This is a genomic window from Camelimonas sp. FR25 (genome assembly GCF_059740505.1).
The window spans coordinates 1-16,238 of sequence record NZ_JCAWFG010000078.1 but is presented as its reverse complement, the minus strand read 5'-3'; the positions used below and the strand labels follow the sequence as shown (position 1 = coordinate 16,238).

14 protein-coding genes and 1 pseudogene are annotated in these 16,238 nt (G+C 66.2%); 6 read left to right on the top strand and 9 right to left on the bottom strand.

What is annotated here, in order from left to right; all coding sequences use genetic code 11:
- Positions 1–49: 49 nt before the first annotated feature.
- Both AC6A67_RS09700 and AC6A67_RS09695 read left to right on the top strand, forming a co-directional pair.
- Positions 50–730, top strand: a complete 681-nt coding sequence (locus AC6A67_RS09700; protein ID WP_498036352.1) for a Fe2+-dependent dioxygenase — start codon at positions 50–52, stop codon at positions 728–730.
- Between the two features lie 17 nt (positions 731–747).
- Entirely contained in the window at positions 748–1,371 is a 624-nt protein-coding gene (locus AC6A67_RS09695) for a tetratricopeptide repeat protein (protein ID WP_498036351.1), read from the top strand.
- A gap of 40 nt (positions 1,372–1,411) precedes the next feature.
- Here AC6A67_RS09695 and AC6A67_RS09690 read toward each other — a convergent pair whose 3' ends face one another.
- From AC6A67_RS09690 to AC6A67_RS09660, 7 genes are all read right to left on the bottom strand, one after another.
- Entirely contained in the window at positions 1,412–2,185 is a 774-nt protein-coding gene (locus AC6A67_RS09690) for an iron ABC transporter ATP-binding protein (protein ID WP_498036350.1), read from the bottom strand.
- A complete protein-coding gene (locus AC6A67_RS09685) occupies positions 2,182–3,168 on the bottom strand; it encodes an iron chelate uptake ABC transporter family permease subunit (RefSeq protein WP_498036349.1) in 987 nt (328 codons plus the stop codon). Before AC6A67_RS09685 ends, AC6A67_RS09690 begins: the two co-directional genes overlap by 4 nt.
- Positions 3,158–4,144 carry an ABC transporter permease gene (locus AC6A67_RS09680; protein WP_498036348.1) on the bottom strand — a complete coding sequence of 329 codons (987 nt, stop codon included), beginning with the start codon at positions 4,142–4,144 and terminating at the stop codon, positions 3,158–3,160. The genes AC6A67_RS09685 and AC6A67_RS09680 overlap by 11 nt, the downstream gene beginning before the upstream one ends.
- Before the next feature lie 178 nt (positions 4,145–4,322).
- Positions 4,323–5,240: a siderophore ABC transporter substrate-binding protein gene (locus AC6A67_RS09675; RefSeq protein WP_498036497.1), complete on the bottom strand. Its 918-nt coding sequence runs from the start codon at positions 5,238–5,240 to the stop codon at positions 4,323–4,325.
- A gap of 26 nt (positions 5,241–5,266) precedes the next feature.
- Positions 5,267–6,361: an alpha-hydroxy acid oxidase gene (locus AC6A67_RS09670; protein WP_498036347.1), complete on the bottom strand. Its 1,095-nt coding sequence runs from the start codon at positions 6,359–6,361 to the stop codon at positions 5,267–5,269.
- A gap of 521 nt (positions 6,362–6,882) precedes the next feature.
- Positions 6,883–8,043, bottom strand: coding sequence for a linear amide C-N hydrolase (locus AC6A67_RS09665; RefSeq protein ID WP_498036346.1), 1,161 nt, complete (start codon positions 8,041–8,043; stop codon positions 6,883–6,885).
- A gap of 430 nt (positions 8,044–8,473) precedes the next feature.
- Entirely contained in the window at positions 8,474–9,490 is a 1,017-nt protein-coding gene (locus AC6A67_RS09660; RefSeq protein WP_498036345.1) for an NADP-dependent oxidoreductase, read from the bottom strand.
- A gap of 453 nt (positions 9,491–9,943) precedes the next feature.
- On the opposite strand from AC6A67_RS09660, the gene fumC reads away from it, so the two are divergent.
- Complete coding sequence (gene fumC / locus AC6A67_RS09655) at positions 9,944–11,386, top strand: class II fumarate hydratase (protein ID WP_498036344.1); 1,443 nt, start codon at positions 9,944–9,946, stop codon at positions 11,384–11,386.
- A 31-nt stretch (positions 11,387–11,417) separates the two neighbouring features.
- On the opposite strand, the gene AC6A67_RS09650 is transcribed toward fumC, so the two are convergent.
- Together AC6A67_RS09650 and AC6A67_RS09645 are read right to left on the bottom strand one after the other, a co-directional pair.
- The gene (locus AC6A67_RS09650; protein WP_498036343.1) at positions 11,418–11,867 is read right to left on the bottom strand and encodes a hypothetical protein; all 450 of its coding nucleotides are present in this window, start codon (positions 11,865–11,867) and stop codon (positions 11,418–11,420) included.
- 636 nt (positions 11,868–12,503) lie between these two features.
- Entirely contained in the window at positions 12,504–13,349 is an 846-nt protein-coding gene (locus tag AC6A67_RS09645) for an oxidoreductase (protein ID WP_498036342.1), read from the bottom strand.
- Positions 13,350–13,704: 355 nt separating this feature from the next.
- Between AC6A67_RS09645 and AC6A67_RS09640 the strand changes: the two genes are divergently transcribed.
- The 3 genes and pseudogenes from AC6A67_RS09640 to AC6A67_RS09630 form a co-directional block, all read left to right on the top strand.
- Entirely contained in the window at positions 13,705–15,201 is a 1,497-nt protein-coding gene (locus AC6A67_RS09640) for an alanine/glycine:cation symporter family protein (protein ID WP_498036496.1), read from the top strand.
- Between the two features lie 254 nt (positions 15,202–15,455).
- Positions 15,456–15,827, top strand: coding sequence for an Rdx family protein (locus AC6A67_RS09635; protein ID WP_498036495.1), 372 nt, complete (start codon positions 15,456–15,458; stop codon positions 15,825–15,827).
- 88 nt (positions 15,828–15,915) lie between these two features.
- Positions 15,916–16,238, top strand: a pseudogene (locus tag AC6A67_RS09630) (amino acid permease); the annotation flags it as partial.

Sequence of the window (16,238 nt, the reverse complement as noted above, 5' to 3'; positions counted from 1 at the left end):
TGGCATGAGCTGTCGCTTGCGGGCGCGCCATCTGCAAGGAGGGTCGGCCATGCTGGTCCAGGTTCCTGACGTTCTCACCCCGGACGAGGTCAAACTTTGCCGTGACACGCTGGAGCGCAGCCAATGGGTCGACGGCAAGGTCACCGCTGGCGATCAGGCGGCGCGGGCCAAGAACAATCTGCAGATCCCCACCGACAGCGCCGAGGCGCGCCAGCTGGGTGAACTCATTCTGCGGGCGCTGGGCCGCAACGCCACTTATACCTCGGCGGCGCTGCCCCTGCGGGTGCTACCGCCCATGTTCAACCGCTATGACGTCGGCATGACCTTCGGCGCCCATGTCGACAATTCGATCCGCATGCTGCCCGATGGCTCACGCATGCGCGCCGACGTCTCCACCACCATCTTCCTGTCAGATCCCGATGACTATGACGGTGGCGAACTGGTGGTCGAAGACACCTTCGGCACGCATTCAGTGAAATTGCCGGCCGGGCATATGGTGGTCTATCCGGCCTCCAGCCTGCACCGGGTGATGCCGGTGACGCGCGGCAGCCGCTGGGCGTCGTTCTTCTGGGCCCAGTCCATGGTGCGCGACGACACCGAGCGCGCCATGCTGTACGATCTCGATGTGTCGGTGATGGGCGCGCGCCAGCAATTGGGCGACGACAGTCCGGTGACGTTGGGGCTGGTGAACCACTACCACAATCTGCTGCGGCGCTGGGCCGACCTGTGAGCGAAGACCGCGCCGCGATGACCATTGAGACGCAGCTGGCCCTGGGCCAGAGCGCGCTCGATCGCGGCGAGGGCCAGGCCGCGCTGGAATGGTTTCGCTCGGCGGCGCGCGGCGGCGACGCCCGCGCCTTCAACATGTTGGGCCGCTGCCATGAGCATGGCTGGGGCGTCAGCCGCAGCGCCGTCGCTGCGGCGGGCTATTATCGCCGCGCCGTGGCGATGGGCGATGGCTGGGCCATGTTCAATCTGGCCGATCTGTACATGCGCGGGGATGGGGTCGCGCGCGATGACGCCGCCGCCTTCGACCTCTATGCGGAATCGGCGCGACGCGGCAACGCCAAGGCGCTGAACATGCTCGGCCTGTTTCAGGAAGACGGCAAATTCGGCCCCCCGGACCTGCGCGCCGCAGCCAGGCTGTATCGCGCCGCAGCCAATGGCGGCGATTGCTGGGGCGCTTTCAATCTCGGCCGCCTGCTGGCGGCGGCGGGCGAGACCACGCTTGCGCTGCCGTGGCTACGCAAGGCGCTGCAGCACGGCTTTCCCGATTTCTGGCGCGCCATGGGCGACGCGCTCGCCGCCCATGACGATCCGGCGCTGGCCAGCCTCGGCGCCGAAGCTCTGGCCCGCGCGGAGGCGGCATAGCAGCGCCGCAGCAGGCAAAGACGCCTGACCCGGCCCGCTGTCAGCCCGCCTGCGGCTGGCGATAGAACACGCCGATGCGGTCGCCGGCGATATCCTCGATGCGCATGTCGATGTCGTAGATCGCCCGCATGGCCTCCGGCGTCATGATCTGGGCCGGCGCGCCCTGGCGCACCAGCTGGCCATCGCGCATGGCGACGATGTGATCTGCATAGACCGAGGCGAAATTGATGTCGTGCAGCACGACGACGACAGTCTTGCCCAGGTCGTCGGCCATGCGCCGCATCAGTTGCATCATGCCGACCGCATGTTTCATGTCGAGATTGTTCAGCGGCTCGTCGAGCAGGATGTAATCGGTGTCCTGACACACCACCATGGCGACATGGGCGCGCTGGCGCTGGCCGCCCGACAACTCATCGAGAAACCGCGTCGACAGCTGGGTGAGGCCGAGGAAGTCCAGCGCCCGCGCCACCTGGGCGTCATCGTCCTTGCCCAGTCGCCCGCGGCAATGCGGATAGCGGCCAAACGCCACCAGATCGCGCACGGTGAGGCGGGCGGCGATATGATTGTCCTGGCGCAGGATGGCGAGGCGCCGGGCCAGCACGCCGCTGGGCGTGGCGCTGACATCGAGGCCATCGACGAGAATCTGGCCGCTGTCCATGGGCAGCAGGCGGCCGATCATGGTCAGCAACGTGGATTTGCCGGCGCCATTGGGGCCGATCACCGCCGTGACGCCGCCGCGCGGCAGGGTCAGGCTGACGTCATTGACGACTTTGGCGTCGCCATAGCTCTTGGACACATGACGGATTTCGATCACCGGACGGCGCCCCGCACAAGCATGTAGAGGAAGAGAAGCCCGCCCAGAAACTCCACGATAATGGCGAGGGCGGTGTTGAAGGCGAAGACGCGCTCCAGGATGGTCTGGCCGGCCACGAGGCAAATGACGGCGATCAGCGCCGCCGCCGGCAGCGTAAAGCCATGCCGCTGCGAGGGGATCAGCGCATAGGCCATGTTGGCCACCAGAAGGCCGAACAGCGCCACCGGCCCGACCAGCGCCGTGGAGGTCGCGGTCAGCACGGCGGTCAGCAACAGGCAGGCCATGGCGACGCGCCGGTAGGGCACGCCGAGGGCGATCGCGGTATCGCGCCCGAGGCCAAGCACGTCGAGCGCCGCCCGCATGCGCCAGATCAGCGCCGCGCAGATGGCGATAATCACTGCGGCGACGGCAAGCAGCGCCTGATCGACGGTGTTGAAACTGGCGAAGAACCGGTCCTGCAACACCACAAATTCATTGGGGTCGATCATCCGCTGCAACACCGAGCTGATGCTGCGGAACAGCATGCCGAGCACCACGCCGGCCAGCAGCAACAGGTGCAGGGAGCGCATCGCGCCGCTGAACAGCCAGCTGTACAGCAAAGCGGCGAAGGCAGTCATGACGGCGGCCTGGCCGACGAACATCAGCTTCTTGTCGAGCATGTTCAGGCCGCTGGCGCCGACGGCGAACACCACCGCCGTCTGGATCAGCAGATACAGCGCGTCAAAACCCATGATCGACGGCGTGAGAATACGGTTGGCCGTCACCGTCTGGAAAATCACCGTGGCCAGGGCGATGGCGCAGCCAACCAGCGCCAGCGACGCCAGCTTGACCGAGCGTAATTGCAACACGAAGGCCCAGCCGCCGCTGACGCCAATGGTCATGAATACGGCGCAGGCGATCAGCGCCAGAGCCAGTAACAGCAGCAGCACTTGCCGCTCGCCAAGGCGCTGCGGCCAGCTAAAGGCGGATGGGTTAGCCGACACGGGCGCGGCTCCTCAGCAGCAGGACGAGGAAGGCGAGGCTGCCCAGCACGCCCGTCATCGTGCCGATCGGCACCTCGAACGGGTAGTTGATGATGCGGCCGAGCAGATCGCAGACCAGCGCAAGGCCGGCGCCGATCATGGCGGTGAGGGGAATGGCGCGTCGCATGTTGTCGCCCAGGGCCAGGCTGGCCAGATTGGGAGCGACGAGGCCGAGAAACGGGATCATGCCGACGGTGGTCACCACCATCGCCGTCACCATGGCGACGATGCTGAGGCCGAAAAACAATGTGCTGCGATAGCCAAGGCCGAGGTTGACGCTGAAATCACGCCCGAGCCCGGCCACCGTCAGCCGGTCTGCGGTGAACCAGGCCAGCGCCGCCAGCGCAAACGCCACCCACAGCATCTCGTAGCGTCCGCGCAGCACAGTTGAGAAGTCGCCATTGGTCCACACGAGGAAGGTCTGCAGCATGTCGGTGCGATAGGCGATGAAAGTCGCCGCCGCGCCAATGACATTGCCCAGCATCAGGCCGACCAGCGGCGTCACCAGCGGCGACGACAGCGGAATGCGGCTGAGCACGCCCATGAACAGCAAGGCGCCGCCGAGGCCGAAGCCTGCCGCCACCATCATCTTGCCCATCACCGGCAGCTCCGGCAGCAGCAGCGTGGCGCACAGCATGCCGAGGCTGGCGGCGTCGACCGTGCCCGACGTGGACGGCTCGGCGAAACGGTTGCGGGCCAGCATCTGCATGATCAGCCCGGCGATGGCGATGGAGCCGCCAGCCAGAATGATGGCGACGGTGCGCGGGCCCCGGCTGGCCAGCATCAGCTGGATGGCGGCGGCGTCGCCGCGGAACACGTCCGCGACAGACAGATCGCCGACCCCGATGAACAGGCTGGCGATCGCGAGAATGAGGAAGACGCCAAACGCCACAAGCGTCCTTGTCGTCGTCCCTGTCCTCGTCCTGATCCTGGTCATGCGCTGTCTGGTCTGGGGGCGGGCCGTGGCGCGCTGGAACACACAAAGGGCGCGCGGCGCGCGCCACTGGCGAATGCGATCGCCCGGGCATGGCGAGGCCCGGGCGGAATATCTGGAGATCTGGCTCCCGCAGACATTCGGCGCGGCAGGCCCCGCGCCGTCTGCGGGTCGGCGCGCCTTACTTCTTCGCGGCGTCAAACGCTTTGCTGAGCTGGTCGATGTTCTGCTTCATGGCCTGGGCGCCGGCGCCGATCAGGTACCAGTTGGCTGCATCAAGATAGACGACCTGACCGCTCTTCCAGGCGTTGGTCTGGCCCACCAGCTCGTTGTCGAGCATCTTCTTCGCATTGTCCGGCTTGCCGAGCGCCGCGTCGCGGTCGATCACGAACAGCCAGTCCGGATTGGTCTTCTGGATGAATTCGAACGTCACCGGCTGGCCATGGCGACCAATCTTCAGATCTGGCACGGCGGCGGGCACGCCGAACACGTCGTGCAACATGCCGAAGCGCGAGCCAGGGCCATAGGCGCTCATCTTGTTGGCGACGGTCAGCACCAGCAGGCCCTTGCCGAGGTTCTGCGCCTTCTGCTTCAGCGCAGCAACGCCTGCATCAATATCGGCGACCAGGGCTTTCGCCTTGTCGTCCTTGCCGAAGATGGCGCCGAGCTGGGTGATATTGGCGCGGGCGCTCTCAAGCGGCTTGTTGTTGTCGGCGGTGAGGTCGATTGTCGGCGCCACCTTGGCGAGGTCAGCGTATTTGGCCTGGGAACGGCCGCCGACAATGATCAGGTCTGGCTGCAGCGCGTTGACCGCCTCAAGGTTCGGCTCGAATAGCGTGCCGACCTTGGCGACCTTGTCATCATTGTATTTGGCCAGATAGGCTGGCTTGCCGCCGGTGGCCACGCCAGCAACCTCGACGCCAAGCGCATCAAGCGTGTCGAGCGAGGTCAGATCGAACACCACCACCTTCTTCGGCGTGTCCTTCAGCACCGTCTCGCCGGAGGCGTGCTTCACGGTGACTGGCGCTGCGGCCAGGGGCGTCGCGGCGAGCGCAGCCATGCCGAGCAGCATGCCGCAGAAGGCTTTGCGTGAAATCATCATGGGTGAGGCTCCCGTGGAGGTTGTCATGCAGCTGGCCCGTCGCGGAACAGCACTGTGTCATCAATGGCGTCGAGGCTGGCGCGGCCCGTGAGGGCCATCGCCGCCTCAAGTTCGGTGGCGAGCAGGGCCAGCACATGGGCGACGCCAGCGGCGCCGGCGACGGCAAGCGCCCAGAGCAGCGGCCGACCCACCATCACGGCGGAGGCGCCGAGCGCCAGCGCCTTGAGCACATCGGTTCCACGCCGTACGCCGCCATCGAGCAGCACCGGCGCCCGCCCCCCTGCGGCGCGCACGACGGCAGGCAGCAGATCGAGGCTGGCGGGCTGCGTGTCGAGGGTGCGGCCGCCGTGGTTGGAGACGATCAGCCCGTCCATGCCCAGCGCCAGCGCCCTTGCAGCGTCGTCCGGATGGGTGATCCCCTTGATCAGCACCGGCAGCGCGGTCTGGTCACGCAGCCAGGCGATGTCGTCCCAGCCTGGCGCATGATCCAGCAGCCCGCGAAACACCGGGCTGCGGGCGGGCGCAGCGCGGCTGGCCACCGCCTGACGAAAGCCGGCGAGATTGACGGCGCTGACGTCAGGCGGCAGCGCGAAACCTGCGCGCTGTTCGCCATAGCGCACGCCATTGACCGGCGCGTCGATGGTGACCACGAGGGCGCGATAACCCGTGGCCTCCGCCCTGCGCACTAACTGCAGCGTGTCGGCGCGCTCTGGCTGCAGGTATAATTGCAGCCACAATGGCGCCGGGGCGGCGGCGGCGATGACGGCGAGGTCCTGGCTGGCCTGACAGCTGACGGTCATGCCGCAGCCGGCGGCGTGGGCGCCCACCGCCATGGCGGTCTCGCCCTCCGGATGCGCCAGGCGTTGGAACGCCATGGGCGCGGCGATGAGCGGCGCCACAAGGTCGCAGCCAAACAGGCGGCGACCCGCATGAGCGTGACGGATGTCGGCGAGCCCACGGGCATAGAGCTGACTCGCCGCAAAGGCGGCGCGATTGTTCCGTAGCGTTATTTCGTCCGCAGCGCCGCCGCCGAGATAGGCCTGAACCGCCGCCGGCAGCCGGGCGCGGGCGTAGGCCTCATAATCGTCTGGGCTGGCGATGTCGGTGGGGATGGACAATTCGGATAAACGCCTGCGCCGCCAGAGCATTGGCGGCTGGTCTGACCAGAGCTGATGGACCAATGGCTCTGGTGGGTGAACGCGCCGGTGTTGTGACGGCTCGTCAGGCTGGCGTCAACCGCTGCTATGTCCCTATAAATTATAGTGATTCAAAACTGACGAAGAATGTCCATGCCTGCCGCAAGATGCCGGCACATTACATTTCGTTCATCCGTACGTCAGGTAAGCCCCTCCTAGCCTTCACCGGGCCCCAGGCGGCGGCCAATGACATCGCGCAACGTCACCCCACCCACGCCAACCCCGCGCCCATGACGTACCCCATGCGCCGTCATGCCCGTGCGCGTCACGGGCATCCACGCTCTTGTCCACTGGCAGCGCCGTCCATTGGCGTCGATCCGCGTGCAGACAGTCCCACGCGCCAGACCGCCCCAAAATGCCTAAACGCGCCACGACCGCGACACCCAGGTCGACGCCGCCACGCTGCGAGGGAACACCCACACAGCCGGCGGCGCCCGCCCGCGTCATTTGCCGAAGCTGATGACCTGCGGCGCCTTGGCCGGGGCCAGCGGCGCCAGCTGCAGCGTTTTGGCGTCGAGATCGAGCTGCGCCATGTCGATCACCTGCAGCGACTGGTTGTCGTAGGTCTTCACATAATATTTGCGGTTCTTGATGTCGGCGATGGATGACCACTCGGTATATTCCAGCACCGGCTGCTGACCGCCCTTTCCACGCACCCATCCTTTGGGAATGTCGAAATTATTGATGATGTGCTCGGCGAGGCGCACGCTCTGTTCGCCGCTTGGCACGGGTTTGGCGCTCATGGCGTAAGCAAAGGCGCGGATGAAGCGCGACGGCGGGGTGGCGTCGCCGGGCATGCCGAGCAGGCCGGAGCCTTCGCCGAGCGAATTGATCACATGGCCGCGCACGGTCAGCGGCGGGGCGTTGTTGGGCGACAGCTTCACATAGTTGCGCAGATTGGTCAGGTGCCAGTCGAAGGACGGCGAATTGGTCATGACGCCATAGGGATTGTCATAGACCTTCAGCACGCCATTCACCGGCTCCACTACGATTGAACGGCCGCTGGCGTCATGGAAGGTGTAGTGGAACGGCGGAATGATCGGAAAGGAATCGGGCTTCAGCGCCACGATCTCAATGCCATCGAGCGCGGCGCGCACCTCATCAACGCTGGCGAAGGAGGTCAGCGCCCAGGTCAGCATTTCCCATGGGGCGACAGATTTGGCCGGGTCGGCTTTCTCCGGCGCCACATAGCCGGCGAAATCCGGGAAATACAGGATGCCGCCGACCAGGCCCTTTTCATTCATGCCATCGGCGAGAATTTTGAAGCCGAGGCCGTTGAGCCCCACCGCAGCGTATTTCGTCGTCCATTGCTTGCCGGGCTTGCCGCCAGCCGCCGTGCCGCTCATGGCGAAGTTGCGCGGGATCACCAGGGCCTGGCTTTGCAGGTCGACGGCGAACTCCATGGTGCGGGCGTAGACAAAGCTGCCGTCGCTGGTCGGGATCAGCAGGCTGGTGCAGGCTTCGGCCACGGGCGCAACCGGCAGCGCCGGCGCAAGCGCGCCGAAGCCCAGCACGCCGAACCCCAGGCCAATGGCGCAGGTAGTCGACACGAGGCGAGCGCGCAGACGGGTGAGGGCGCCAGACGGCGGCAGGGAACGGAACATGGGTAATCCTTTGGCGTCCAGCAGCGCCTGGCGGCGCATGGCCACAATTTCCGCGCCCGTCCGCCGCAGATGAGCGCTGACGGCGGGCCATGGCGCGCGCATGAAGCGTAGCCATGGCCATGGCGGCGCGAAAGTGTTCGCGCCGCCTAATCCCCAGCACTTGTTGTATTATGGCGCACAGGCGGCGCCATGTGTGGTCGATAACTGGCGATGACGCACGTCAACTGTGACGTAACGGGCCGCGACACTGCGCGCCATGTGTTGGCCGTGGCGCCCCACCGCCCTTGATGTCCGCCATGGCGCGGACAACGCCTGCCTCTGGCTGACCGCGACAATACCGATGCATGCGCGATCTGCACGCTCAGGCGCCGCACGCGCTTAGCCAGAACCCGGCCAGAACCCGATGAGTCATGCTCATCGGGTTCTGGTCTTAATCCGCCAGCCGCACCAGCATCTTGCCGGTGTTCTCGCCGGTGAACAGCTTGAGGAACGCCGCCGGCGCCTGCGCGAGGCCATGCTCTACGGTTTCCTGGGCATGCATGCGGCCATCGCGGATCAGCGCGATGGTTTCCTCGCGGAAGCGCGGCCGCAGATCCATGTGACTGCGCACCACAAAGCCTTCGATCCGCAGGCTGCGCATGATCGCCAGCGCCAGGTTCGACGGCCCGGGGGCAGGCTCAACATTGTTGTAGCCCTCAATCATGCCGCACAACGCGACACGGCCGCCGACGTTCATCTGGTTGAGCGCCGCCTCGAGATGGGAGCCGCCGACATTCTCGAAGACAACATCGATGCCGTTGGGGAATGCTGCGGCGACGGCAGCGGTAAGGTCACCGCAGGTGCGATAGTTGATCGCCACATCGACGCCCGCCACCTCGCGCAGCCAGGCGCATTTGGCCTCGGATCCAGCTGAGCCGACCACGCGGCAGCCATGCGCTTTGGCCAATTGCACGGCGACGGAGCCAACGGCGCCAGCGGCGGCGGAGACAAAGACGCTCTCGCCATCCTTCAGCGCCGCGATGCGGAACAGGCCGGTGTAGGCGGTGAGGCCTGGCGCGCCGAGCACGCCGAGATAGGCCTGGGCCGGCGCCTGGCTGACGTCGATCTTCTCAAACGCCTCTGCCGGAGCCGTAGCGTAGTCGCGCCAGCCCAGCATGTGAAACACCGTGTCGCCCGGGGCGAAATCCGGATGTTGCGACGCGATGACCTCGCCGACAGCGCGGCCATTCAGCACTTCGCCCACCTGGAAGGGCGCGGCATAGCTTTTCTGGTCGACCATCAGGCCGCGCATATAGGGATCGACCGACATCCACTGGTTGCGCACCAGCAATTCGCCAGGGCCCGGCTGGCGCAACGGCGTGGCGGCGAGGGCGAAATCCTCCAGCGTCGGCATGCCGACAGGCCTGGCGGCAAGGCGGATTTCACGGTTCTGTGTGGGTGATTGCAAGGCGTTTGCTCCGGCATATGTTTTGATTGGCGGCAAGGATAGCAAATGCGGCGTGCCCGCGCCGCCGAAATTGCTGGCGACCCGCCGTTCGCACGCCTCGCTGGCCGGGCGTCTGCTTTGGTTGCTCGTGACGTAGCTGCCGAGGTTTTACTTGTAATACGTCTAAATATAAATTGGCGCTGATCTACAATTTATGCACAATTACCCGTTTTTGCTTGAGCTGTTCTCCTGTCTGGATTACAGGCCGATCCCGGAAGAGAGCGTTGTCGTGTGGTTCGGCTCGGGCACAATCCGGGCAATACTGGCTGATGGTTCGCCAGCCCTGAGCCGGTCAGGCCAGGGGCCTGGTAAAGCAGCAGGCTGCACCCCACACTCTGCGATGATCGCCGCGCATCCGCCGGCGCGCGGCGGCCAGTTCCGGGCGCCGCAGACGCCGCAACACAGGAGTTCGCCATGACAGGCGCCGCCCATGACGCATCGCCCGCCGCTGGGGCCCAGGGCTTCCGCACCGAAAAGGACGCGCTTGGGCCGGTGCAGGTGCCCGCCGACCGGCTGTGGGGCGCCCAGACCCAGCGCTCCATCGGTAATTTCCCCATCGGCGTTGACCGCTTCCGCTGGGGACGCCCGGTCATTCGCGCCCTTGGCCTGCTGAAGAAGGCGGCCGCCGAGGCCAATGGCGCGTTGGGCGAGCTGCCGGCTGACAAGGTCAGCCTGATCGTGCAGGCGGCGCAGGAGGTGATCGACGGCAAGCTCGACGACCAGTTTCCGCTGGTGGTGTGGCAGACCGGCTCGGGCACCCAGACCAACATGAACACCAATGAGGTGATCGCCAACCGGGCGATCCAGCTGGCGGGCGGCGTCGTCGGCTCGAAATCCCCCATCAATCCCAATGACGACGTCAATCACGCCCAGTCGTCCAACGACACCTTCCCCACCGCCATGTATGTGGCGGCGGTCGAGACCATCGCCCGCCAGCTGCTGCCGGCGGCGCAGCGGTTGCGCGACGTGCTCAACGACAAGGCGGCCGCATACGCCGACATCGTCATGATCGGGCGCACCCATTTGCAGGACGCGACGCCACTCACGGTTGGTCAGCTGATGTCGGGCTGGGTGGCGCAGCTGGATTTCTGCATGGCCGCCGTTGAGGCAGGCTTGCAGGGTCTGTTGCAGCTGGCGATCGGCGGCACCGCCGTCGGCACCGGGCTCAACGCCGATCCGCGCTTTGGCGATCTGGTCGCCGCCAATCTGGCGCGCGACACCGGCTTTGCCTTCGTCTCCGCCGCCAATAAATTCGCGGCGCTGTCGGCGCATGACGAAATGGTGGTGGCGAGCGGGGCCATCCGGGCGCTGGCCGGGGCGTTGATGAAGATCGCCAATGACGTGCGCTTCTACGCCTGCGGGCCGCGCGCCGGCTTTGCCGAGCTGCGCATTCCCGAGAACGAGCCTGGGTCATCGATCATGCCGGGCAAGATCAACCCCACCCAGTGTGAGGCGTTGACCATGGTGTGCGTGCAGGTGTTCGGCAATGATCACGCGGTCGCCTTCGCCGGCTCCCAGGGCAATTTCCAGCTCAACGTCTACAAGCCGGTGATGCTGCACAATGTGCTGGAATCAGCCAGCCTGCTGGCCGACGCCTGCGCCGCCTTCACCGACCATTGCGCCGTGGGCATCGAACCCAATATCGCGCGCATCAACGAGAATCTCGAAAACTCGCTGATGCTGGTGACGGCGCTCAATCCGCATATCGGCTACGAGAAATCCGCCGAGATCGCGCTCACCGCCCATCGCAAGGGCCTGTCGCTGCGCGCCGCGGCGCTGGAACTCGGCCATGTCAGCGATGCGGACTTCAGCCGCTGGGTGCGCGCCGAAGACATGGTCAGCCCGCTGAAGAAATAAGGGAGGCGCGTGGCTGCATTAGCAGCCAGCCTCAGGCGGCGACCCGGGCGCAGGGCGTCGCCGCCTCCTGGGCAATCGCTGGCCGCCGCGCCTGCATGGCCTGCAGCACGAAGCTCATCAGCGTCTGGTCGGCCTGGGCCGCGGCGCGGCTCACCTCAATGGCGATGCGCAGGCCGTTGTCGGTGACGCCGCCGGCGGCGTCGAGGCTGGTCATCAGCCAGTTGGCGACGTCGCGGTTCGCTGGCCCCGCCAGCGTGGTCTCCGCCAGCACATAGGTGGCCACCAGATCGACGAAGGCATCATCCCACGATGCCGGACGCTCGGTGATCATCCGGTCAAGCGCCACCAGCGCATCGGCTTCAGCACGATTGCGCACGCCCTGCGGCAGCGCCTGCCGCGTCAGGCGGTCCACGTCGTCTTCCGTTAGCCGCGCGGCGTCCAGCGCCTCATCGATAAACGCCGCAAGGGCCTGTGCAATCATCACGCTCTCCACATCCCCCTGCATAAGCGCAGCCGGCGTGGCCCCCGCCTTGCCGCCTGCGCTGGATCGCATCCCTTCCCGCCAGCAGGCGCCGGCGCCCGGCGCCATCCCGCCGCTATCAGGAAGGGATTCCTGTTGCGCCGTCACAATGGCCGCCTGTCCTCGCCAGAACGTTAACGGCCAATGGTGAACAACCGTTCAGGTTAAGCCTTTCTCACCAGCTGCGCGGGCTGCGTTCCGCAGCGGACGGCGGGGCCGGAGCTTTTGACCCAAAAACTGCGCTACAGGGCGATCGTCGGGCCGCCCTCCGAGGTGCACTTGCAAAAAGTCGCAGGCACGGGACTTTGGGAAAGGAATTGGCAAGGGCACAGGCGTGGGCAATGGCCTGGACAAGCGCTGCCTTTGCGCGTTGTCGCCGCTCCGTGCCGGGCGCACGCTGGAGGCGAATATGTGGCGCCGCGTGACGGAGGCGCCCGCGCCCCTCCGGGCGCGGCGGCTGGCGGTGGACGCGCCGTTGCCGCCGCGCCATCGCTCATACCAGAACCCGCAGCGTATGACTCATCGGGTTCTGGTTAAGCCCGTGCGGCGCCTGAGCATTTCAGGATGCGGATGCGTCAGCATCCTCGCATCCTGGTATCAATCAACGTAATGGGTTGCGGCGCCGCCAAATTCCTCCCACGCGTCGAGATCAGCCAGAAACGCCTGCAATTTGCCCCGGGCACGCGGATAGGCCTCCTTGCCCAGCACCAGATGCAGCGGCGGGTTCTCCGCGTCCATGGCCTTGAGGATCACGGCGATGGCCTTGTGCGGGTCGCCGCCCTGCTTGCCGTCGTCCGCCGCCGCATAGGCGCGGGTGGCGCCGGCGGTGCTGGCGTAATCGTCGATGACAGTGGCTGCGGCGTTGATCGAACGACCAAGGAACTCGGTGCGGAACGGGCCAGGCTCAACGATCAGCACGCGCACGCCGAAGGGCGCGACCTCCTGGGCCAGCGCCTCCGAGAAACCTTCCACGGCGAATTTGCTGGCGTTGTAGAAACCAAAGCCGGCGCGACCGACGATGCCGGCGATCGATGACAGATTGATAATGCGGCCGCCGCGCGAGCGGCGCAGCGCCGGCAGGGCGGCGCGCGTCGTCTCGATGAGCCCGAACACATTGGTCTCGAACATCGGGCGATACTCGTCCGGCGTCGCCTCTTCAGCTGCGCCGACAAATCCATAGCCGGCGTTGTTGACCAGGATGTCGAGCCGGCCGAACTGCCGCTCCGCCAGCGCCACGGCTGCTGCAGCGTCGCCAGCGCGGGTTACGTCGAGCGCGGCGATGGCGAGCTTGCCGTCCTGCGCCCGCAGATCGGCGAGGGTCTCCGGCTTGCGCGCGGTGGCGACGACATTGTCGCCGCGATCCAGCGCGGCCTGGGCGAGGATTTTGCCAAATCCGGTTGAGCAGCCAGTGATCAGCCAGGTGCGCGGCGCGGTGTTCGTCATGGGGCGTTCTCCAGTTTGCCTTTGGCCGCATAGTGGCAAGCGCTCGGGTCTTCGCCAAGCGCCTCCTGGCCAAGCGTCTCCTGGCTCAAGCGCCTCCTGGCCAGGCGCCTTCTGGCCAAGCGCCGCCGGCTCAAGCGCCTCCTGGCCAGCCGTCGCCAGTCCCGCCGCCGCAGGGCGTGCCCCTGAGTCGGCGACGCCCATTGACGAGGCGTTACGGAATACGTAACGTAATATTCAGATATTATTTTTGATTTTCCTCAACATACGCAAAATTATTTTCCGGCAGCGTGAGAAGCAGAGCCTTGTTCTGTTTATATGTGCTGGGCAATTATAGGGATGAACATTGATGGATCGCCTGGCGTTGCTAATTGCTGAGCTGAACGGGCTGTTGTGGGGCTATGTTCTGGTGTTTCTGCTGCTTGCGGCCGGCGTGATTTTTGTGGTGCGGTTGGGCGGGCTGCAATTTGTCCGCTTTGCGGAGATGCTGCGCACGGTCGCCCAGCCGGCGCAGGCCGATTCCGCGGGGATATCGCCATTTCAGGCCCTGTGCACCAGCCTCGCCGCCCGCATCGGCACTGGCAATGTGGCCGGGGTGGCGGTGGCCATCTATCTGGGCGGCCCTGGCGCCGTGTTCTGGATGTGGCTTGTGGCGCTGTTCGGCATGGCCACCGCCTTTGCCGAGAGCAGCCTGGCCCAGGCCTATAAGGTGCGCGACGCTGCCGGCCGCTACCGTGGCGGGCCGGCGTTTTACATTGCCAATGGCCTTGGCTCCCGCGCCGCCGCCGTAGCCTTTTCTATCTGCCTGATCATCGCCTTTGGCCTTGTGTCCAACGCGGTTCAGGCCAATTCAATCGCCGAAGCCATGGTTGGAGCGTTTGGCGCGCCGCCATTGTGGACCGGCCTCGTGGTGACCGTATGCGCCGGCCTCGTGGTGTCGGGCGGCGTCAAGGGCATCGCCCGCTTCGCCGAGCTGGTGGTGCCGGTGATGGCCTGCGCCTATCTGCTTCTTGCGCTGAGCGCACTGCTGATGAACGCCAGCGCCGTGCCCGCCATGTTGCGGCTGATCGTGTCCAGCGCCTTCGGTCTCGATCAGGCGGCGGGCGGCATGATCGGCGGCCTGATGGCGGCGTTGTTGAATGGCGTCAAACGTGGCCTGTTTTCAAATGAGGCGGGCATGGGCTCGGCGCCGAATATCGCCGCCACGGCGGCGCCCAATCCGCACCATCCCTGCTCCCAGGGCTTTGTCCAGGCCTTTGGCGTATTCGTCGACACGCTGCTGGTGTGCACAGCCACGGCGTTGCTGATCCTGCTGTCTGGCAAGGTGGCGCCTGGCTCGGGTCTGACGGGCATCCAGCTGACCCAACAGGCGATGAGCGTGCATTTTGGCGCCTGGGGGCCTGGCTTCGTCGCCCTCGCCATCCTGTTCTTCGCCTTCACCTCCATCGCTGGCAATTACGCTTATGCCGAGGGGGCTCTTGTCTATCTCGGTCTCGACCGGCCGCTTGGCCTGTGGACCTTGCGGATGCTGCTGCTGGCGATCGTGCTGTGGGGCGCTGTGTCGCCGGTGATGACGGTGTTTGACCTCGCCGACCTCGCCATGGGGGTGATGACGCTGATCAATGTCGCCGCCATCCTGCTGCTGTCGGGCCTCGTGGTGCGACTGGCGCGCGACTATCTCGGCCAGCGCGACGCAGGCCGCGATCCCGAGTTCGATCCGGCGGCGTTCCCGGAGCTGGCCGGGCGCATCGACATGGATATCTGGAAGCGCCGCCCGGCCGAAAGCCGGGTCGCGCCGCCCACAGCCAAACCGCCCGGCGCGCGGATTGGCGCGCAGGCGGAACATGGCGCATGATCCGGCTGTTGGTCACCGCGGCGTCGCCAGTCGTCTCGCGGCCTCACCCGCGGGCTGCGGATGGCGCGGTGGTTGAGGCGGCCACGCGCCGCGACGTCCGCAACTGGCGGCTGGGCAGGGCGCGCCTGGTGGCGTAACGAGAGTGCGCTTGCGCAGGCAGGAGCGCCAGCCAGCGGCAATAAAGCCGCAACCGGCGCCCATCGGTCATGCGCTTTGCCAGCGCGCAGGGGAGACAGCTCATGAGCGGCCAACAGATGCAGGCAAACGAGGCGGCTCCGGGCATCGTGCGCCAGCCCGGGCCACGGGTCGAGATCACCTATTGCACCCAGTGCCAGTGGTTGTTGCGCGCCGGCTGGATGGCCCAGGAGGTGCTGTCGACCTTTGGACAGGACCTGGGCGAGGTGGCGTTGCGGCCCGCCAGCGGCGGGACATTCCGCATCAGTGTTGATGGCGTCGACATCTGGGAGCGCAAGCGCGATGGCGGCTTTCCTGACGCCAAGGTGCTCAAGCAGCGGATCCGCGACCAGATCGCGCCAGAACGTGATCTTGGCCATATCGACGGCAAGCAGGTCTTTGCCGAAAGTGACGACGCCAAGGAGGCGTCGCGCGCAACCGGCGGCGCCTGAGGGCGCGCGCCGTCACGCGCTGCGTTGGCGGGGGCAGTCGCGTGCGTGGCTCTGAGGGGGGCTCAATGGCTAACTTCAGGATACCGGCATGGTCAACATTGCGCGGGATGCCCGCACTCCAGCAGCCGCCCCAGATTTTTTCCGGCGCAAAAGCGTGGCGGCGGTTTACGCCGAGAGCGGCGAAAAGAGCCCGTTACGGCGCACGCTGGGCGTAACGCGGCTGGCGCTCATTGGCGTCAGCAGCACCATCGGCACGGGCATTTTTTTCATCTTTGGCGTAGCGACGCCGCTGGCCGGGCCAGCAGTGGTGCTGGCGTTCGTGGTGGCGGGGCTGGCGGCGGCGCTCAGCGCCCTGTGTTACGCGGAACTGACCTCCGCCCTGCCTACCGCAGGGTCAGCCTATACGGCGGC